The following is an 18,167-nucleotide window of genomic DNA, read 5'->3' as shown; positions in this document are numbered from 1 at the left end:
ATGCTGGATGCGTGACGTTGCAGTGCGGCATCAAAATCGGATTGTTAATGCCGGGCAGCGCCCGAGCAATTGATCGATGTTCGCGCAATTGTCGCATTCCTACTCGTCTATCCAATCGTTGAACGACCGGTTCCGCTTGCGCGGGATGCGTTCTCTTGCGGTTGCCGGTTAATATAATTTCAATTATTAGCATTCGAGGGCCTCATGAAACCATGGTTTGCGATCCAATACTCTCCATTTTTTGGTAGTTTTTCTGGATGAAAATGGCCGGAGACTCAAATGATTTCGAATGCACTGGAAGCGTCTTTTGTTAAAAAGACCGTATTGAGCAATCGTGAATGCGAGGTTCTGCGCTGGGCGGCGGAAGGTAAGACGTCCTACGAGATTGGTATGATTCTCGGATTGACGGAGCGTACTATTAATTTTCATATTGCCCGTTCGATCGTGAAGCTCGGGGCCTCGAATAAGACGAATGCCGTCGTTAAGGCCATGCAACGAGCTTGATCGAATTCGCGTAGTGCGCGGATGGCGGGGGCGCCGGGCGGCGCCCCTGTCGGACGGCGTCAAATCGCGCCCTGGAACGACAGGACCCGAGATTTGAATTCTTCGGGAACGGCCTGGGTCGAGTGATTTTCGTAGTCGTACATGACGTGCGTCGAATAGGCCCGCGCGACGACCGCGTCGTCGTCTTGCTCGGCACCGTCGCGCACCATCAAATGCTCCAACTCGAAGCTTTTCGAGCCGAATCGCGTCACGCTGCTGCGCACCGTAATGGTGTCGCCATATTGAGCAGGCTTCAAATACTCGCACGAGGTCTTCACCATGATGTGCGGCAGTTTCGCGGAGTGCGGCAGCTTGAGCAGATCGTGCATGAAGGTGAGATAGGCGTGCTGTAAATAGTCGTAATAAACCGGGCTGCTGACATGGCCGGTCGCATCCGTCTCCGATACTTCACGGCGATATTCGTCTCGAAACATTTCTTCGTCATGGCTCACTCCCTTGGTGGTGAGGTCGATGTCGACCCGAGGTGCGAAGAATTTAATATCAATTTTTCAAGTGCGAAACTGTTGGAAATGGCAGATGCGAGGGGAATATCGTAGGTCTGATATAAATGACAGTATCAAGTTGCCGTTTATCAAGTTCTAATTGCCGCCGTAAATCGGCTATGCGAAACGAGAGCGGAGCGTCAACATGGATAGATCGGTTCAGGCAACGTCGGCGAGCGGGCCGGCGGTCGTCGGCGCGGGTCGGTTGCGCAGCGAACTGCCGCGCGATGCACTGTCGGCACGACTCGTCGACGATACACGGCACGCGCTCGCACGCATCCTCGCGGGCGACGACGATCGTTTAGCTGTCATCGTCGGCCCGTGTTCGATCCACGATCCCGAGGCGGCATTCGAATTCGCTCGGCGGCTGGCACCGCTGCGTGCCAAGCATGCAGATACGCTCGAAATCGTCATGCGTGTGTACTTCGAAAAGCCGCGCACGCGAGGCGGGTGGAAGGGCTTGATCAACGATCCCGGGTTGGACGACAGCTTCCGCATCGAGCAAGGGTTGCGCATGGCGCGCGGCATCTTGCTCGGCGTCAACGCGATGGACGTGCCGGCGGCGACGGAGTTTCTCGATCCGATCGTCACGCCCTATCTCGAGGATCTCGTTTCTTGGGGAGCCATCGGCGCACGCACGACCGAATCGCAGATCCATCGGCAAACGGCCTCCGGAGTGGGCGCGCCGATCGGTTTCAAGAACGGATCGGACGGAAACGTGAAGGTCGCTATCGACGGCGCGCTGGCCTCGCGTACGGGGCACCGGTATTTGCGGCCGGCGGAGCGCGGCGGGATCGAAATCGTCGCGACGACCGGCAACCCCCATACGCACGTCGTCTTGCGCGGCGGCAAGACCCCGAACTACGACGCGCAAAGCGTCGCCAGCGCCTGCGTGGCGCTGAGCGAGGCACGCCTGCCGCCGTTCGTCGTCGTCGACGCCAGTCACGGCAATAGCGGCAAGCAAAACGCGCGCGCAACTCGATGTCTGCGAAAACTTGGCGCTGCAATTGGAAGAAGGCCAACGAGCGATTGCGGGCGTGATGATCGAGTCGTTCCTCGTGGAGGGGCGGCAAGACATCGTGCGGGGCCGCCCGCTCGTGTTCGGTCAAAGCGTAACGGACGCGTGTCTCGGTTGGAGCGACACCGCGCAAGTCATCGAGCAGCTTTCCGCCGCGAATCGCGGCACGCCGGCGGTCGCATGCCGGCTTCGTCGCACGGCGCAATCCCCGGCATCGAAATCGACGCTGTGTCTTACTAAAAGGAGTTGTCTTGAACGCACCGAACGATATCGCGCACACCCTCGACTGGAAGGGGGAAGGCGCCAGCAGAACGCCGTATGCGGCCTATACGAGCGATGAGCTTTATCAACGAGAGCTGGAGCGGCTGTTCTACTCGAAGCACTGGTGCTATATCGGCCTCGAAGCCGAGGTGCCGTCGCCCGGCGATTTCCAACGCACCGAGGTGGGCGAACGTTCGGTCATCATGACGCGAACCGAGGACGGCGAAGTCGCTGTCTTCGAAAATGCCTGCGCCCATCGCGGCATGCAGTTTTGCCGCGAGCGAGCCGGCAAGGCGAAGGACTTCCACTGCCCCTATCACCAGTGGAACTACGATTTGAAGGGCAACTTGATCGGCGTGCCGTTTCGGCGCGGCGTGCGTCAAGCGGGCAAGATCAACGGCGGCATGCCGGCCGAGTTCGATCCGAGCCAGCATTCGTTGCGTCGCCTGCGCGTATCGACGCGCGGCGGTGCGGTGTTTGCGTCGTTCGACCAAAACGTGGAGTCGTTCGAGGACTTTCTCGGTCCGAAGATCCTTCATTACTACGAACCGCCTCTTTCACGGCCCGAAGCTCACGCTGCTCGGCTACACGCGCCAACGCGTGCCGAGCAACTGGAAGCTGATGGTCGAGAACATCAAGGACCCCTATCACGCCGGTCTGCTGCATACGTGGTTCGTCAACTTCGGCTTGTGGCGCGCGGACATCCGGCCGAGCTCGTGACCGATGCGCATCATCGGCACGGCGCGATGATTTCGAATCCGCAGCGGCGGTGGCGGCGGCGAGGTCACGCATAACGTGACGAGCTTCAAGGAGCGCATGACGCTGCACGACGATCGTTTCCTCGATGTCGTTCACGAGCCGTGGTGGGGCGACCCGACGGTCGTCATGCTGACCTTGATGCCGAGCGTGATCATCCAGCAGCAGGTCAATGCGCTTTCGACGCGGCGCATCCGACCCGTGAGCCCCGGCGTGTTCGACTACGTATGGACGCACTTCGGCTTCGAGACCGACGACGAGGAAATGACGCGCCGGCGTTTGCGTCAGGCGAATCTGTTCGGCCCGGCCGGCTTCGTGTCTGCCGACGACGGCGAAGTGATCGAGTGCGTGCAACAGAACTTCGACACGATCCCGGAAGGCAACGTCTACAACGAACTCGGCGGACGCGGGGTGGACGATCACACCGATCACATGGTCAGCGAGACCCTCGTGCGCGGTATGTACGAATATTGGCGCAAAGTGATGGAGGCCTGAATGACGACGATCGCCACCTTGACTCAAGCTCAGGCGCCGGCGCCGCGAGCGACGGACGTGACCTTCGCCGATTACTACGCACTCGTCGAGATGAACGCGCGCTATGCGTCGGTGCTCGATACCGGCGATTGGGACGCGTGGCCCGAGTTTTTCGAAGAGGCGTGCCGCTACGAGCTCGTGCCGCGCGAGAATCATGAGCGGCGCCTGCCGCTTGCGCTGCTCGCTTTCGAAAGCAAGGGCATGCTGAAGGACCGGGTCTACGGCATCAAGGAAACGCTTTTCTACGATCCGTACTACCAGCGGCACATCATCGGCACGCCGCTCATTACCTATATCGACGAATCGATCATCGAGGCGCGCACGAACTACGCGGTGCTGCGCACCAAGTCGGAACAGGCGACGGACGTCTACAACGCGGGCTTTTACATCGACCGTATCCGTCGCAACGAGGACGGGTTGCGGTTCGAATCGCGGATCTGCGTCTACGACAGCGAAATGGTTCCGAACTCGATCATCTATCCGATCTGACAGGAGCGCGTTATGAGCAACGAGTGGATCGATGCCGTCGACCCGGAGGTCGTGCGTGCCGAGGGTCTTGCGGGCGTGCACGTGGCAGGGCGCGACATCGCGCTGTTCGCGGTCGGCGATGAAATCTTCGCGACGGATAACCTGTGCACCCACGGCGAGGCACGTCTGACCGACGGCTTCTTGCTCGACGACGAGATCGAGTGTCCGCTTCACCAGGGCCGCTTCAGCGTGCGTACCGGCAAGGCGATGTGCGCGCCGGTGGAGGGCTGCATCCGCACCTATCCCGTGAAGATCGAGAACGGTCGGATATTGCTGCAACTCGAGACGGACGAAGTCTCGTCGCAACCGGGAGAGCAAGGATGAGCGCCTACGTAGTGGTGGATGTCGACGTGCTCGACCCCGAGGGCCTGGCGGCCTATCGCCAAGTGGGCCTGCCGACGATCGCGGCGCACGGCGGCCGCGTGCTGGCCCGCAGCGACGATGTCGTGGTGCTGGAAGGCGAGTGGAAGCCCAGGCGCGTGGTCGTGCTCGAGTTCGACGATATCGAGACGGTGCATCGCTGGCATGCCTCGCCCGAGTATCAGCGCGCGCGGCAACTGCGTCTCGAGGCGGCGCGGACGCAATCGATCGCGTTGCCCGGCGTATAGCGCTCGGTCCGCTCATCCCACATCACAGGAGAAAACATGTCCGCATTCGTGATTTTCGACATCGACGTGCACGATCCCGAAGCCTACGAGGGATATCGTCGAATCGGCGCACCGACGGTGGCCGCATTCGGTGGGCGCTTTCTCGTGCGCGGCGGCGAAACCGAAACGCTCGAAGGCGATTGGTCGCCGAAGCGCATGGTCGTACTCGAGTTCGAATCGGCCGAGCGCGCACGTGCTTGGTATCGCTCGAGCTCGTATCAGGAAGCCAAACGGCTGCGCGAAGGGGCCGCGCATACGATCGGGATCTTGGCCGACGGCTACGCGCCCGCGCCGGTCGCGGCCGATGCATCGACGGTGACGCCGTAACACGGATTGAAGTGGCGGTTCTTGCGGCGGTGTCGCGATCTGCGGCGCCGCCGCTTTTTTTGGGGGAAGGAGATCGAACGTCGATCACGTGCGATAGGGGGCGGTACGGTTCAGGCTCTGCGGTAGCGGATGGACCACACGAGCGCGAGCGTGGCGACGAAGAGCAAGACGGAGCCGAACGAGAAATCGATCAATGCCAGCATATGCGCTTGAATCTCGATCGAATGGGCAAACCGATGCAAGCGCCCCAGCCGGCGACATGCCGCTATGTTCGAGTTTGGCGAGCCAGTCGCTCGTGCCCGGATCGAACAATGTGATGCGATCGACGAGATAGGTCCGATGTACGCGGGCACGGCGTTCGAAGTAGGTCGGCGCGATCGACGTCGCCATACTCGTACCGAGCCGGCGCAAAGCGTTTTGCAGACCTGACGCTGCCGGTAGCCGATCGCGCGGCAGACCCGCGATCGAGAGCGATACGAGCGGTGTGATGAAGAACGCGGTGGCCGCGCCCATCAGCAACGAATTGGCCGCGATGTCGCCGATCGTCACGTCGGTATTGAAGCCCATTCTCCAAAACGACGCGGCGCCCCAGCCGATCAGCGCGATCGTCGCGAGCCGCCGTGGGTCGGAGCGGCCCTGGAAGCGGCCGATAAGCGGTGCGATGACGATGCCGGCGATGCCGAGCGGCGCGGTGGCGATGCCGGCCCATGTGGCGGTGTACTCCTGCTGTGTCTGCAACCAGAGCGGCACGAGCACGAGCGCGCCGTAGTAGACGCCGAATCCGACCATGACCGCGAGCGTGCCGGCCGTAAATTCGCGATTGGCGAAGAGCCGTAGATCGACGATCGGATGGGCTTCCGTCATTTCCCAGAGAATGAGCGCGCAAAAGGAAACGACGCAGACGACGGCAAGCATGCGAATCTCGACCGACGCGAACCAGTCCAGGTTTTCTCCTCGATCGAGCAACAACTGGAGCGATCCGAAACTCGCGGCTAGCAGCGCGAGACCGACCATGTCGACGGGAAGGCGTCGCGTGGGATTGTCGCGTCCATCCAGAAAGCGCATCAAAACAAGGAGGACGATCGCACCCGTGGGCACGTTCACATAGAAGATGTACGGCCACGTCAGATTGTCGGTGATCCAGCCGCCGATGATCGGGGCCGAGCACCGGAGCGACGAACGTCGTGGTCTGCCAGACGGCCAACGCGACGTTGCGGCGCGCCGGTGGAAAGACGGCCATCAACAGCGCTTGCGAAGCGCGGTGATCGGCCCCGACGCCGCGCCCTGTAGTGCACGGAAGATCAGCAGCGACTCGAAGTTGGGCGCGAGGCCGCACAAAATCGAGGTGACCACGAACAGCACCAGCGACACGCGAAACAGCAGCACCTGCCCGAAGCGCTGAGCGAGCCACCCCGTGAGCGGCAGCGTGATTGCGAGCGGCGTCGCGAACGACGTCAGCATCCACGTGCCCATGTCGGGCGCGACGCCGAGGTCCCCCGCGATCGTGGGCACCGCGACGTTCGCGATCGTCAAATCGAGCGTCTGCATGAAGTTCGCCACGCTGATGGCGATCGCGACGAATACGAGCGCCGTGCCCGTCATCGGTTCGAGCGGCTGTTTAGGCGCCGGGTGAGATTTCGTCCACGCCATCTCACGCTCCCGGCTCATGTGCACCGGCGCCGCTATTGGCGCGGATCGTTTCGTTCACGAGCGCATTGCCCGCATCGTCGTCGCCGCGATAGACCGTGGTTTGGTCGATCGCACCGGGCGAGCCGCCGACCTCCGGCAGCGTCGATGCCGACACGGCGCCCGCGGATTGCTTGACCGGCACCGACGCGGTCATCGACAAACCGATGCGCAGCGGATGCGCACGCAACTCCGCCGGGTCGAGCGCGATCCGCACCGGCACGCGTTGTACGACCTTGATCCAGTTGCCGGTCGCGTTTTGCGCAGGCACGGATGCGAACGCTGCGCCCGTGCCGGCTTCGATGCCGGCAATGCGGCCGTGAAATACGACATCGGGGGCCGTAAAGGTCGGAGCGCAGATCGACGGCTTGATCCGTGCGCATCTCGCGCAACTGCGATTCCTTGAAGTTCGCTTCGACCCAGACTCGATCGAGCGGTACGAGCGCCATCGCGATCGCGCCGGGCGCGACGTGCTGGCCCACTTGGACGACGCGGTGCGTGATGAGCCCGCCGATCGGCGCACGGGTTTCGGCGCGCCGCAGCGCCAGCGCCGCGCTGCGTACGCGGGCGGCCGCTTCGCGCACGAGCGGATTCGATTCGATCGACGTGCTGTCGATTTTCGCGAGCGCCGCCTCGTAGGCGGCTTGCTGCGCACTGAGCGATGCCGACGCGCTCGTCATGGCATCGCGTGCATGACGGATATCCTCGCGCGAGACGCCGCCGTCTTGCGCGAGACTCTCGCGCCGCCGCAGATCGTCGCTGGCTTTCGCAAGCGTGGATCGTTGCAGTTCGACCTCGGCGTTCTCGCGCGATACGTCGGCACGCGCGGTCCGGTACGCGCGCACCGCGTGCGCGAGTTGTGCGACGGCCGCATTCAGGGCGAGGCGCGCGTCCGTGCTGTCGACGCGAAACAGCGGATCGCCCGCGTGCACCCACTGAGCGTTTTCCACCATCACGGCATCGACGGTACCGTTCACGAGCGAGGAGACTTGGACGACGTCGCCGGCCACGTAAGCGTCGTCCGTGGTTTCGATGCCGCGCGTCGCCCCCCCAGTAGGCGAAACCGGCGCCTGCCGTGACGGCAAGCGCGACGAAAAACAAGCGAAAGCGGCGCCGCCGGCGGCGCGCATGCGTGCGGCGAGCGCTTCTTGCTCGACCGCTTGAGGATCGGAATTCGTCATCGTAAGGCTCCAACGGGGGTGCTGGCGCCGCCGAGCGCGGCGATCAGCGGACATGCTCGATGGCGAAAGAGGCATCCGCTTGCGCAGCGGACGTACGGTCTTCTAACAAGCGGCCCTGCGCGAGCAGGACGTCCAGATAGCCGGCGATGCCTTTGGCGTAGCGGCGTGTCTCGACGTCGTAGGCTTGTTGCGCTCGCTCGAGCGCTTGCCGATGCAAGCTGCGCTCGCGCGAAAGCGCGTCGATTTCGGTAAGCGCATCGCTAACCTGTGCCAGCGCATTGACGACGGTGTCGTCGTAAGCCGCGACGGCCGCGTTGTAGGCCGATCGCTGGGCGCGCAGCTCGGCCTGCAAACGGCCGCCCTCGAAGATCGGCAGCGTGAGCGCCGGGCCGGCGCCGAGCGTGCCGCTACTGCCGTGCAGCAGTGCGCGAAAGCCGTAGCTCTGCACGCCGGCGAACGCGAGCAGGTTGATGTCGGGATAGAACGCGGCGTGCGCCGCATCGATGCCGGCGGATTGCGCTTCGACGTTGTAGCGCGCCGCGAGCACGTCCGGGCGCGTGCCGACGAGCGAAGCGGGGAGTACCGCGGGAAGCGGCAGCGGCACGGCGAGGACGCCGGCCGACGCGACGAGCGTATCGGCGTAGCCGGGGCCCTTGCCGACGAGCGCGGCGAGCCGGTGTTGCAGTTGAGCGACGGCGGCGTTGTGCCGCTCGATACTCGCCTGCGCGAGCGGCACGGGCTCGCCGGCGCGTAGCGCCGCGACTTGCATGTCGATGCCGGCGTCGACGCGCGCAGTCGTCAGCCGCAATAGGTGCTCGTGCTGCGTGAGCGTGTCGTGTGCGATGGCCAGCAACTGCTGCTCGAGCGCGAGCTGCAAATACGTCTCGACGATCGCGGCTTCGAGCGACACCTTGGCGGCGTCTTCGAGCGAGCGCTGCCGATCGGCGCGCAAGCGCGCGGCGCGGCTCATCGCTCGGAGGCGCCCCGCCAAGTCGAGATCCCACGACGCCGTGAGAAGCGCCTGCGCATCGACTTGCCAATGCCCGGCCGCGGGCGGCGGCGTTCGATAGCTGCTCGATAGGCGCTGCGGGAGGGCGTCGGCCTCGGCATCGAGCTTCGGCAACTCGGCGGCGTGTTCGATGCGCGCCTCGGCGAGCGCTTGCTCGACGCGCTCGTGTTGCACGCGCAGCGACGGCGCGCCGGCCAGCGCGTCGTCCAAGATGCGATCGAGCTGAGCATCGCCCAATGCGCGCCACCATCGGGGGACAGGCGGCTCGCCTGTCGAAGCAGCGCGAATGGCGGCGCCGGCGTCCCACTGGTCGATGGGCGTGACCGTGGCGGTGGGCGGCTGCTGGCCGAACGGCGCGCAGCCTTGCAGCGCCACGGCCGAGAGCGCGGCGGCGAAGAGCGCGCTCCGTGTTCGCACGCTTAGTGTTGTTTTGGGCATGGTCCGTTAATTCCGCTACCCGCTGGGTGATTGTCTTAAAATATATCTTTAGACAATCTGACGGACTCGGCAACTGGCAGAAATGTCAGTCGCCCGCTTACGGAGGGCAAATCGAAACAAGGATCGGAAGTAGGGAATCCGGCCGATGACGTGCGGGCGGTGTCGCGCTCGTTTCTGCCGGTGCATCGGCCATACATGTGGGGCGCGGCCGGCGACCTCGCGTTAGAGCCTGCTTCGCAGCGACGGTGCTCGGCGGTGTGAACGCCGCGATACGGCGGGCGCGCACGCCGTTGGCCAACCGGTCGAGCGCATTCGCGAGATCGGTGCGCGAGGGACAAGTCGCGGCCGCCCCGCCAAGCATCGCATTGAGCGATACGCCGGCGATCTCGATGTCGCCTCCGATGAACGCATCGGCGAGGCTCGCGATGGATGCGCCGATATGGGCGGACACCTCGAGCACGATCTGTCTGCATAGATCATCGGAAGCGGCCAGGCGAGCGTCCGTGGTGGGCCACGCAGCGAGCAGCCCGCTGGCTCTCGGCCGCAACGCGTCCGGCGCGCTACGGATGTTGTCGTGTTCGCACAGGGTCCAGCGGTCCGTGTCCAGCGGGGCCAACTGCGCGCGCCAGCGTCCATAGGCGGTCGCCGAAGATTCGACGATAACGGCGGCCGGCATCCTTAGCCGGACCAGGCGCCGCAGCAACGCATCGATTTTGGCGTTGTCCGGTAGCCGGCCGATTCCGTTTTCGTCGCGCGTGCCATGCAAGAACGGAAGCAGTTCGAGCTCGTCCTCGTACTCGTTGCGTAGCGCGCGCAGCCATTTGCCCGCCGCGAGCGGCAACGCCCAAGGCGCGGCGATGCCGCATAGGACGAGCAATCGATCGTCTCGTCCTTCATGGATCGCGCAGACTCGCTTCGCGACGATCGAAACATCCGGTGTGAGCGTCTGCATGGTCAATGTCCCGGCGAAGGCGCGCAAGCGGCGTCGTTCAGCCGCCCGCGCGGATAGGCACCCAATACGCGCAGGCCCGAAAGCGCAGGTGCGAGATCGTCGAGCGCCGCGCGCACGCGTGCGTCATGGGCGTGGCCGCTCAGATCGGCGAAGTAGCGATAGGGCGAGCCCGGGGCGCGGCCCGGGCGTACGGCGAGCCATAGCATGCCGATCTGACGCTGCGCGAGCACGCCGAACAGGTGGGCGAGTTCGTCGGTCCCGTCGTTCGGGGTGAACGAAAGGCTCGTGCGATCGTCGCCGGTCGGTTCGGGCGAGGGGCCGCCCAGCACCAGAAAGCGCGTGCGATTGTTCGGATCGTCTTGAATTGCGCGCGCGACGATCAGCAACTGATAGCGCAGCGCGGCGGGTTCGCCCGCGATCGCCGCGCAATGCGCTTGCTCGGCCGCTTGGCGTGCCGCTGCGCCGTTGCTCGAGACCGCGATGCGCTGCAAGTGAGGCGCATGGGTGTCGAGCCACGTACGGCATTGCGCGAGCGCCTGTTCGTGGCCCAAGACACAGTCGACGCCTTCGAGCGAGCCGCCGGCGCTCAGCAGGCAATGCACCACCGTCTGCTCGATCTCGCCCGTAATCGGCGGCGCATGATGCGCGAGCAAATCGACGGTACGGGTGACGGTACCCTCCGTCGAGTTCTCGATGGGGACGACCGCGAAGTCGGTCTCGCCTTGGCTAAGCGCGGTGAACACGCCGTCGAGCGTATCGCGCGCATCGGTTCTTACCGCATCGCCGAAGTATTGCCGCGCCGCGGCTTCCGTGAAGGTGCCGGCAGGACCGAGAAACGCCACGGAAGGCGCGCCTTGCAGCTCGCGGCTGGCGTAAAGAGCGCGCCCCAAATAGAAGCCACGTGATCGTCGCGCAATGCGCCGCGCGCGCGGGCGCAGAGATTGGCGACGATCGCACGCTCGCGCGCCGGATGATAGACCGGCAAGCCGCCGCGTCGCTTTAGGCGGCCGATCTCGGTCGCGCATTCGACGCGTTTGACGATCAGTGCGAGCAGATCGGTATCGATCGAGTCGATGCGCGTGCGGCAGGCGGCGATGGCATCGTCGATCGTGGGCGGCGGCGCAAGTTCGAGAGGCGTCATGACAATGCGGTCCGTGGCGAGCAGTGCGTAAGGTGCGATCGGTGCTGCGGGCAACTACGTTCAGTGCGGCGCGGCCGTGGCAGGCGCCACACGGACGCGCGGCTCGATGCGAGCGAGGGCCGCGCGGTATTCCGCGTCGAGCCGTTCGACGATTTCGGCCACGCTCAACACGGCATCCATCGACCCGACGCCTTGGCCCGCTCCCCAGATGTCGCGCCATTGTTTGGCCCCCGATTCCGGCGAGAAGTCCATCCGCGCGCCTTCGACGCGGGTCAATTTATTGACGTCGATCCCGGCGGCCTCGATGCTTTGGCGCAGATAGTTGCCGTGCACGCCCGTGAACGCGTCGGTATAAACGATGTCGGCGGCCGTCGCCTCGACGATGGTGTCCTTGTAGCCGGTCACCACGTTCGCTTCGCGCGATGCAATGAAGCGCGTGCCGATATAGGCGCAATCGGCCGCCGAGCGTGCACGCGGCGGCGATCGCGTCGCCCGTCGCGATCGAGCCGGCCAGTGCCACGAAGCCCGAGTAAAAGCGCCGCACTTCGGGCACCAGTGCGAACGGCGACAGCGTCCCCGCATGACCGCCGGCGCCGGCCGCCACGAGAATCAATCCGTCCACGCCGGCTTCGAGCGCCTTTTGCGCGTGACGAATCGTCGTGACGTCATGGAGCAAAATGCCGCCGTACCGATGCACCTCGTCGACGACCTCGCGCGCCGGTGCGCGCAAGCTGGTGATCATGACCGGCACGCGCCGATCGATCGCGATGCGCAGATCGGCCTCGAGCCGGGTGTTCGACGGATGGCAGATATGTTGAGCGCATAGGGGCCGACGTTCGAATCCGGAAACGCCGTGCGATGCGTGTGCAGTTCGGCATCGATCATGCCGAGCCAATCGTCCAGTTGCGAGCTCGAGCGCGCGTTCAGCGCGGGGAACGAGCCGACGATGCCGCTCTTGCATTGAGCCAGCACCATCTCGGGATAGCTCGCGATCAGCATCGGCGACGCGATCACCGGCAGCCGGAGCGATTGAAGGAGAGCGGGCGTCGCCATCGATGCCTCCGGTCCTTATTGGGCGATCGCGGCGCTGTCGCGTCGCTCGGCGAGCCGCTTGTGAAAGCCCGAGCGGCTGACCGCGCAGCGCGTATGGATGCCTTCGCCGACCACGCCCACGGCGTCGCGCACCGAGACGCGATAGGTCATCATGCGGCCGTCGACTTCGATCAGCTCGGCGTCCACGGTGACTTCCCACTCGGGCGGCGTCGGTGCGAGATGCTTGATCTCGAAGTTGTAGCCGACCGTCATTTGATCCTCTGGCAGCAGATGATCGGTGGCTTTCATGCACGTCTGCTCGATGAAAATGATCATGATCGGGCTTGCAAGCGCGTGCGCTTCTCCCCCCCATTGATCGGCGAGGGAAATGGTTATCGACGCGATGCGTCGCTTGGGCGCTCAGCCTGCTGGATAGTCAACGTAGACTCCTTGATCGGGTAGAAAAACGGAGGTTCAGCGAACGCCGGCCGTGTGGGCCGCGCGTTGCATTTGGCTGAAGATGTTGCGGCTGTGCATCTCTTCGGTGCCGCCCGCGGATCCCATCGCCAGCGCATCGGCGACGAACGTGGCGAGCGCGCCGCGGCGATAGCCGTCGCTGCCGTGAATCGCGAGCAGATGCAACGCCGCTTGTGCGAGATCGCGCGCACCGCCGAGCTTGGCGATCGAACAATTGGCCAAGGCGGCTGGGTGATGCGAGAGCAACTGTTCGAGTGCCGCGAGCGCCATCCAGCGCGTGCGCTGCATGCCGATCTCGATTTCGACGAGTCGCCGCTGCACGTGCTGGTGTTTGTCGAGCGTGGCGCCGAGCGTGGCGCGCGAGCCGACGTACTCGAGCGCATCGGTGAGGAACGGCCTCACGACGTCCGCGCACAGCAGACCGAATAGCGCACGGTTCATCGACGCGATGTCCATCAATAAGCGTAGGCCCGCGGCCGGCTCGCCGAGCAGATCGTGTTCGCCGATGCTGACATTCGCGAGCGTGATGTCGCCGATCGAAGATCGGCAACGCCGAACGTCTCCTGCGGCACCGTGCGGCTGACGCCGTCGCGCGTGGGGTCGAGCAACACGAGTGCGGTGGCGGGCTTGTCCTCGCTCGTATAGGCGGCGACGACCAGCACCAACTGCGCATCGGGCGCATGACTGATGTTGTACTTGTGTCCGTCGAGCCGATAGCCGTTGCCCTCGCGCGTCAGGCGCGTTTCGAGCGCGCGCACCTCGGTGCCGGTGCCTTTCTCGGAAATGGCCGTTGCGCCGGCGGCGCCGGTGAGCAAACGCGGAAGATGACGATCGAGTTGCGCGGGCGTGCCGTGCGCGAGGAGGGCGCGGATCAACGTCGCCTGATTCGCGAGCGCCATGGCGAAGCCGACCGACCGCAGCGTCGCGACGATCGCCTCGAATGCATCGACGAACTGCGTCCACGATCCGCCGGTACCGCCGAGTTTTTCGGGGACGGGTAGCCGCCATAAACCGGCATCGGACAATGCCTGCCACGTGTCCCATGCGAAGGCGCCGCGAGGCGTGCGATGGCGAAACGATTCGGCAATGCCGCGAAATTTAGCCGCGACATCCGGTGAAGAAACGTTGGCTGCAAGGTTCATTGTCGTCGCGCGTCACGTTTGGATGTGGCGCTAATCTAAACAAATCAGCGTAGGGGAGAAACTGTCATTTCTCTCATACGCGCGACGGCAAGCGTGCTTACGATAGGCAACCGATACCGCTCAGCGTGGCTTCGACGGCGGCCTCCAGCGGCGTATGCGGCTCGTCGCCCAGCGTCGCGCTGAGCCGCGCATTGCTCATTTTCACCGGCACCTGCCACAGGTAGCGCATTTCGAGCAATTCACGCAGTGTCGTAGTGAACGGCGCGGCGAGTCGAACGAGCCACCAAGGAAAGCGGCCCACTCGCGGATGCATGCCGCGGCGTCGAGCGACTGCCGAAATCGCCGCGGCCATACGTGTGCCGTCCTCGTCCCAATGACCTGTCATGTGGAACGTCGAGAAAGGTTCGAGCGTCGCACGACGTTCGATGAGCAGACACATCGTGCGAGCCACGTCGGGCACGTAGGACCATGAGTGACCCACGCCCTCACGTCCGGGAAGACGCACGACGTCGAGCGGACTTCCACCCTTGACCAGCCCCTGCGAAAACCAGCTATTGCCGACGTGCGGACCGAAGAAGTCGCCAGCGCGAACGACGATCGTGCGCACGCCATGCTCGCTTGCGGCGAGGAGCCTGCGCTCGAGTTCGACGCGGATTGCGCCTTTGCGCGTCGCGGGGCGTTGCGGCGAGTCTTCCGTCAGCAACGGAAACGCGTCGGGGCCGTAGTTATAGACGGTGCCCGGGAGCACGATCGTCGCCCCGGTCATACGCGCCGCGGCGATCGTGTTGTCGATCATCGGCAGCACGAGTTCGGACCAGCGCCGATATCCCGGCGGATTCACTGCATGCACGATTACGCTACAGCCGCGCGCCGCCGCCGACACGGATTCGCGATCCATCGCATCGCCCGTATCCAGCGGATGCCCGCGCGCTCGCCTTCGATATTCGGGCGCCGCGTCAGCGCATTCACCTCCCAGCCTGCGTCCAGCAGTTGGCGCGCGAGCTCGCCGCCGATCCCGCCCGTCGCGCCCAGCACGAGCGCGCGTCGATCATGCATTTTTTGTGTCGTTTCCATCGTCGCTCTCCGTCATAGGACCGTATCGATGGAGACATTCTCGGCCACTGCCGGATATAAAGGAATTGGCGAGAATGTGCTATTGGCTATACATTTATGTATGACCTCGAATCTCAGTTGGGAGCTTTACCGAACCTTTCTCGCCGTGCTGACGGAGGGTTCGCTGTCGGGCGCCGCCCGCGCGCTCGGCATCACGCAGCCCACGGTGGGCCGTCACGTCGCGGCGCTGGAGACCGCGTTCGGCCAGACCCTGTTTACGCGTTCGCAATCGGGGCTCCTGCCGACGGATGCCGCCCTCGCACTGCGCGGATATGCGGCGACGCTGCGCAGCACGGCCGCTGCGCTTGAGCGCGCGGCGGCGAGTCAGGGGCCCGGTGTGGCCGGTGTCGTGCGCGTCTCCGCGAGCGACATCATCGGCGTCGAGGTGTTGCCGTCCGTCATCGCCGAGTTGCGCCGGTCGCATCCGGAGCTAGTCGTCGAACTTGTGACCACCAACCGGCTTCAAGACGTATTGCAGCGCGAAGTCGATATCGCTATTCGAATGGCGCAGCCATCTCAGGATGCGCTCATCGCGCGCCGAATCGGCGATGTCGAGCTAGGGCTCTATGCGCGAGCCGATTATGTCGAGCGTCACGGCACGCCCGCCACGCTCGCCGAACTCGCGGGGCACGCATTGATCGGCTTCGATCAATTGACGCCGTTTCTGCGCGAAGCCGGCAAAGCGTTGCCCGTCTGGAAGCGTGAAGCGTTCGCGTTGCGCGCGGATAGCGACCTGGCGCAGCTCGCATTGCTGCGCGCGGGCTGCGGCATCGGCTTCTGTCAAACGGCGATCGCGCGGCGCGATGCACTCGTGCGGGTCTTGCCCAAGGCCGTTTCGCTGAAATTGCAAACGTGGGTGGTCATGCACGAAGACTTGCGCGGCAGCCTGCGATGCACCGCCACGTTCGACGCGTTGGCGCGGCGTTGAAGGCCTATGCCGGCGGCGCCGATGTGATGCGTGCGTCACCGCCTAGCCGCTCGGCCAAGAAGTCGACGAACACGCGCAGTCGCGGCGGCATGTGACGATTCGTCGGCCATAGCGCGCGAAAGACGCCTTGCAGTGTCGGCGAAGCGTCGAAGACCGTTTCCAATTGACCTTGTGCAAGGGCTTGGCGTACCAGAAAGTCGGGCAGGTACGCGATCCCGACGCCTTCGATTGCGGCCGCCAGTACCGCTTCGGCGTTATTGAGCACGAATGGTGCGCCGGCAGCGGCGCCGGCCGGCGCGGGCTCGCCGTCGATGAGCCAATCCTGCACTTTGCCGCTCGATTGGTACTTGAAACGCAGACATGCGTGATCGGCCAGGTCGTTTGCCTCGCGCGGAACGCCCATGGCGCGCGAAATACGCGGGCGATGCGCAGACGACGAACCGATACGGCGCGAGCGGTCTCGCTTTGAGCCGCGAATCGGCCGGCTCGCCGCCGCGAATGACGGCGTCGAATCCTTCTTCGATCACGTCGACATGCCGATCGCTGAAATCGAGATCGAGTTCCACCTGCGGATAGCGCGTTCGAAATTCCGCGATGACGGGCAGCACCAAGCGATAGCCGATCGTGGGCATGCTGATGCGCAACCGTCCGCGCGGTGCACCGGTGGCCTGCGATAGCTGTGCTTGCGCGTCTGAAATTTCCTGCAATGCGCTGCGGCAGCGCTCGAAAAAAAACCGCGCCCTCGTCGGTGAGCGTAATGCTCCGCGTGGTGCGGTGAAACAGCCGCACGCCCAGGCTTTGTTCGAGTTTCGCGACGCTTTTGCCCACCGCCGAGGCCGAAATGCCGAGTGCGCGGCCCGCCGTCACGAAGCTGCGCATTTCGGCGGCGCGGACGAAGACGGCGAGTCCACTAAGCGTATCCATCGATGGCCGATTAAGGAAAAGTTGTCCTGATAGTTCGGAAAGCGGGCCCATTTAATCACGATTGCGCGCCCTCTACTATCTCGGCCGGTGCCGATTGAACCGCCTGCTTTCGTGCCCGGAAGCAGGCCGTCGGCGATAAGAACATCCATACTTCGTCCGAGGATTGCATGAGCTCGAGTTTGCGCGGCTTCGACGCCGCGACACAACATACAGTCGAAAAGCGGTTGATTCTCTCGGCCGTCTGCTTGGCGGGACTATCGATGCCGCTGAGCTTCACGGGGCCGGCGTTGGCCCTGCCGGCGATCGCCGCCGCGCTCGGCGGTTCACCGCTGGCGCTCGCTTGGGTGACGAACGCCTTCATGCTTGCGTTCGGGAGCTGTCTGCTCGTTGCCGGGGACACTCGCCGATCGTTATGGACGCAAGCGTGTTTTCCTATGCGGCACGGTGGGCTTCGCGCTCTCGTCGATACTCGCGGCGCTCGCGCCGAGCTTGTTCGCGGTCGATGTCGCGCGGGCGTTGCAGGGGATGGCCGGGGCGGCCGCGCTGTCGGCCGGCGCCGCGGCGCTCGCGCAAGAGTTCGAGGGCGATGCCCGCACACGGGCCTTTAGCCTGCTCGGCACGACCTTCGGCGTGGGTCTCGCGTTCGGACCCGTTATGGCCGGTGCGTCGGTCGCACATTTCGGCTGGCGCTCGGTGTTTGCGATCGTGACCGTCGTCACGACGATCGCCTCCGTGCTCGGCATGAAATGCATGCGAGAGACGCGCGATCCGCTCGCGAACGAGGTGGATTGGTGCGGTGCCGCCACGTTCACCTGCGCCCTGGCGCTCTTTACCTACGCGGTGCTGCGCGTGCCGGACGGTGGCTGGACAAGCCGGCCCGTGCTCGGCTTGCTGGCCGCCTCCGCTGTCGCCGCGGCGGTGTTCGTCGTCGTCGAGCTGCGCGTCGCGCGCCCGATGCTCGAGCTGACATTGCTGCGCTATCCGCGTTTTGTCGGCGTGCAGTTTCTGGCAGCCGCACCGGCCTATT

General features: G+C 64.4%; 17 protein-coding genes and 9 pseudogenes. 10 read left to right on the top strand and 16 right to left on the bottom strand.

What is annotated here, in order from left to right; genetic code table 11:
• Positions 1-193 (bottom strand): hypothetical protein (locus AB1286_RS20885; RefSeq protein ID WP_430365189.1); only part of this gene is annotated, 193 nt, incomplete at its 3' end.
• Positions 194-324: 131 nt separating this feature from the next.
• Here AB1286_RS20885 and AB1286_RS20880 point away from each other — a divergent pair.
• Positions 325-504: pseudogene (locus AB1286_RS20880) on the top strand (helix-turn-helix domain-containing protein); the annotation flags it as partial.
• A gap of 59 nt (positions 505-563) precedes the next feature.
• Here AB1286_RS20880 and AB1286_RS20875 read toward each other — a convergent pair.
• Positions 564-977: an acyl-CoA thioesterase gene (locus tag AB1286_RS20875; protein ID WP_430365188.1), complete on the bottom strand. Its 414-nt coding sequence runs from the start codon at positions 975-977 to the stop codon at positions 564-566.
• A gap of 214 nt (positions 978-1,191) precedes the next feature.
• Between AB1286_RS20875 and AB1286_RS20870 the strand changes: the two are divergent.
• The 7 genes and pseudogenes from AB1286_RS20870 to AB1286_RS20840 form a co-directional block, all read left to right on the top strand.
• Positions 1,192-1,995 (top strand): annotated as a pseudogene (locus AB1286_RS20870) (3-deoxy-7-phosphoheptulonate synthase); the annotation flags it as partial.
• Between the two features lie 91 nt (positions 1,996-2,086).
• Positions 2,087-2,404: a hypothetical protein gene (locus AB1286_RS20865; RefSeq protein WP_430365187.1), complete on the top strand. Its 318-nt coding sequence runs from the start codon at positions 2,087-2,089 to the stop codon at positions 2,402-2,404.
• Positions 2,316-3,576, top strand: a pseudogene (locus tag AB1286_RS20860) (Rieske 2Fe-2S domain-containing protein). Before AB1286_RS20865 ends, AB1286_RS20860 begins: the two are co-directional and overlap by 89 nt.
• Positions 3,577-4,104 carry an aromatic-ring-hydroxylating dioxygenase subunit beta gene (locus AB1286_RS20855; RefSeq protein ID WP_430363899.1) on the top strand — a complete coding sequence of 176 codons (528 nt, stop codon included), beginning with the start codon at positions 3,577-3,579 and terminating at the stop codon, positions 4,102-4,104.
• Positions 4,105-4,116: 12 nt separating this feature from the next.
• On the top strand, positions 4,117-4,467 hold the full coding sequence (locus AB1286_RS20850; RefSeq protein ID WP_430363900.1) for a non-heme iron oxygenase ferredoxin subunit: 351 nt from the start codon (positions 4,117-4,119) through the stop codon (positions 4,465-4,467).
• Entirely contained in the window at positions 4,464-4,751 is a 288-nt protein-coding gene (locus tag AB1286_RS20845; protein ID WP_430363901.1) for a DUF1330 domain-containing protein, read from the top strand. Before AB1286_RS20850 ends, AB1286_RS20845 begins: the two co-directional genes overlap by 4 nt.
• Before the next feature lie 36 nt (positions 4,752-4,787).
• On the top strand, positions 4,788-5,117 hold the full coding sequence (locus AB1286_RS20840; protein ID WP_430363902.1) for a DUF1330 domain-containing protein: 330 nt from the start codon (positions 4,788-4,790) through the stop codon (positions 5,115-5,117).
• 84 nt (positions 5,118-5,201) lie between these two features.
• Here AB1286_RS20840 and AB1286_RS20835 read toward each other — a convergent pair.
• The 12 genes and pseudogenes from AB1286_RS20835 to AB1286_RS20780 form a co-directional block, all read right to left on the bottom strand.
• Positions 5,202-6,665, bottom strand: a pseudogene (locus AB1286_RS20835) (DHA2 family efflux MFS transporter permease subunit).
• A 103-nt stretch (positions 6,666-6,768) separates the two neighbouring features.
• On the bottom strand, positions 6,769-7,074 hold the full coding sequence (locus tag AB1286_RS20830; RefSeq protein ID WP_430365186.1) for a hypothetical protein: 306 nt from the start codon (positions 7,072-7,074) through the stop codon (positions 6,769-6,771).
• A gap of 130 nt (positions 7,075-7,204) precedes the next feature.
• A pseudogene (locus tag AB1286_RS20825) lies at positions 7,205-7,756 on the bottom strand (HlyD family efflux transporter periplasmic adaptor subunit); the annotation flags it as partial.
• 271 nt (positions 7,757-8,027) lie between these two features.
• Positions 8,028-9,431, bottom strand: a complete 1,404-nt coding sequence (locus tag AB1286_RS20820) for an efflux transporter outer membrane subunit (protein WP_430365185.1) — start codon at positions 9,429-9,431, stop codon at positions 8,028-8,030.
• A gap of 97 nt (positions 9,432-9,528) precedes the next feature.
• The gene (locus tag AB1286_RS20815) at positions 9,529-10,383 is read right to left on the bottom strand and encodes a hypothetical protein (protein WP_430365184.1); all 855 of its coding nucleotides are present in this window, start codon (positions 10,381-10,383) and stop codon (positions 9,529-9,531) included.
• Between the two features lie 2 nt (positions 10,384-10,385).
• Positions 10,386-11,225, bottom strand: a complete 840-nt coding sequence (locus tag AB1286_RS20810; protein ID WP_430365183.1) for a prephenate dehydratase — start codon at positions 11,223-11,225, stop codon at positions 10,386-10,388.
• Complete coding sequence (locus tag AB1286_RS20805; protein ID WP_430365182.1) at positions 11,156-11,524, bottom strand: chorismate mutase; 369 nt, start codon at positions 11,522-11,524, stop codon at positions 11,156-11,158. Before AB1286_RS20805 ends, AB1286_RS20810 begins: the two co-directional genes overlap by 70 nt.
• A gap of 60 nt (positions 11,525-11,584) precedes the next feature.
• Positions 11,585-12,577, bottom strand: a pseudogene (locus AB1286_RS20800) (NAD(P)H-dependent flavin oxidoreductase).
• Between the two features lie 15 nt (positions 12,578-12,592).
• Entirely contained in the window at positions 12,593-12,892 is a 300-nt protein-coding gene (locus AB1286_RS20795) for a thioesterase family protein (protein ID WP_430365181.1), read from the bottom strand.
• Between the two features lie 138 nt (positions 12,893-13,030).
• The gene (locus AB1286_RS20790; protein ID WP_430365180.1) at positions 13,031-13,474 is read right to left on the bottom strand and encodes an acyl-CoA dehydrogenase family protein; all 444 of its coding nucleotides are present in this window, start codon (positions 13,472-13,474) and stop codon (positions 13,031-13,033) included.
• A 14-nt stretch (positions 13,475-13,488) separates the two neighbouring features.
• Entirely contained in the window at positions 13,489-14,175 is a 687-nt protein-coding gene (locus AB1286_RS20785; RefSeq protein ID WP_430365179.1) for an acyl-CoA dehydrogenase family protein, read from the bottom strand.
• A 97-nt stretch (positions 14,176-14,272) separates the two neighbouring features.
• Positions 14,273-15,249 (bottom strand): annotated as a pseudogene (locus tag AB1286_RS20780) (NAD-dependent epimerase/dehydratase family protein).
• Positions 15,250-15,349: 100 nt separating this feature from the next.
• On the opposite strand from AB1286_RS20780, the pseudogene AB1286_RS20775 reads away from it, so the two are divergent.
• Positions 15,350-16,239, top strand: a pseudogene (locus AB1286_RS20775) (LysR family transcriptional regulator); the annotation flags it as partial.
• Here the strand turns inward: AB1286_RS20775 and AB1286_RS20770 are convergent.
• Positions 16,221-17,140: pseudogene (locus AB1286_RS20770) on the bottom strand (LysR substrate-binding domain-containing protein). The pseudogenes AB1286_RS20775 and AB1286_RS20770 sit on opposite strands and share 19 nt — an antisense overlap.
• Positions 17,141-17,195: 55 nt before the next feature.
• Positions 17,196-17,501 carry a hypothetical protein gene (locus AB1286_RS20765; protein ID WP_430365178.1) on the bottom strand — a complete coding sequence of 102 codons (306 nt, stop codon included), beginning with the start codon at positions 17,499-17,501 and terminating at the stop codon, positions 17,196-17,198.
• A 2-nt stretch (positions 17,502-17,503) separates the two neighbouring features.
• On the opposite strand from AB1286_RS20765, the gene AB1286_RS20760 reads away from it, so the two are divergent.
• The coding region (locus tag AB1286_RS20760) for an MFS transporter (RefSeq protein WP_430365177.1) at positions 17,504-18,167 on the top strand (664 nt) is incomplete at its 3' end.

Origin of the sequence: Trinickia sp. NRRL B-1857, assembly GCF_050470685.1 — a bacterium.
Taxonomy (GTDB): domain Bacteria; phylum Pseudomonadota; class Gammaproteobacteria; order Burkholderiales; family Burkholderiaceae; genus Trinickia.
Note: the sequence above shows the minus strand (reverse complement) of the source record. Positions and strands in the feature narration are given on the sequence as shown.

What these genes read in the sequence shown, in the direction of transcription:
- AB1286_RS20815 (WP_430365184.1), bottom strand. Translation starts at nt 10,383, where the DNA reads ATGCAGACGCTCACACCGGATGTTTCGATCGTCGCGAAGCGAGTCTGC.
- AB1286_RS20795 (WP_430365181.1), bottom strand. Translation starts at nt 12,892, where the DNA reads ATGATCATTTTCATCGAGCAGACGTGCATGAAAGCCACCGATCATCTG.
- AB1286_RS20765 (WP_430365178.1), bottom strand. Translation starts at nt 17,501, where the DNA reads ATGAAGGCGTTCGTCACCCAAGCGAGCGCCAGCGGTGAACCGCCGAGC.
- AB1286_RS20840 (WP_430363902.1), top strand. Translation starts at nt 4,788, where the DNA reads ATGTCCGCATTCGTGATTTTCGACATCGACGTGCACGATCCCGAAGCC.
- AB1286_RS20845 (WP_430363901.1), top strand. Translation starts at nt 4,464, where the DNA reads ATGAGCGCCTACGTAGTGGTGGATGTCGACGTGCTCGACCCCGAGGGC.
- AB1286_RS20875 (WP_430365188.1), bottom strand. Translation starts at nt 977, where the DNA reads ATGTTTCGAGACGAATATCGCCGTGAAGTATCGGAGACGGATGCGACC.
- AB1286_RS20785 (WP_430365179.1), bottom strand. Translation starts at nt 14,175, where the DNA reads ATGAACCTTGCAGCCAACGTTTCTTCACCGGATGTCGCGGCTAAATTT.
- AB1286_RS20805 (WP_430365182.1), bottom strand. Translation starts at nt 11,524, where the DNA reads ATGACGCCTCTCGAACTTGCGCCGCCGCCCACGATCGACGATGCCATC.
- AB1286_RS20790 (WP_430365180.1), bottom strand. Translation starts at nt 13,474, where the DNA reads ATGAACCGTGCGCTATTCGGTCTGCTGTGCGCGGACGTCGTGAGGCCG.
- AB1286_RS20820 (WP_430365185.1), bottom strand. Translation starts at nt 9,431, where the DNA reads ATGCCCAAAACAACACTAAGCGTGCGAACACGGAGCGCGCTCTTCGCC.
- AB1286_RS20850 (WP_430363900.1), top strand. Translation starts at nt 4,117, where the DNA reads ATGAGCAACGAGTGGATCGATGCCGTCGACCCGGAGGTCGTGCGTGCC.
- AB1286_RS20855 (WP_430363899.1), top strand. Translation starts at nt 3,577, where the DNA reads ATGACGACGATCGCCACCTTGACTCAAGCTCAGGCGCCGGCGCCGCGA.
- AB1286_RS20865 (WP_430365187.1), top strand. Translation starts at nt 2,087, where the DNA reads ATGATCGAGTCGTTCCTCGTGGAGGGGCGGCAAGACATCGTGCGGGGC.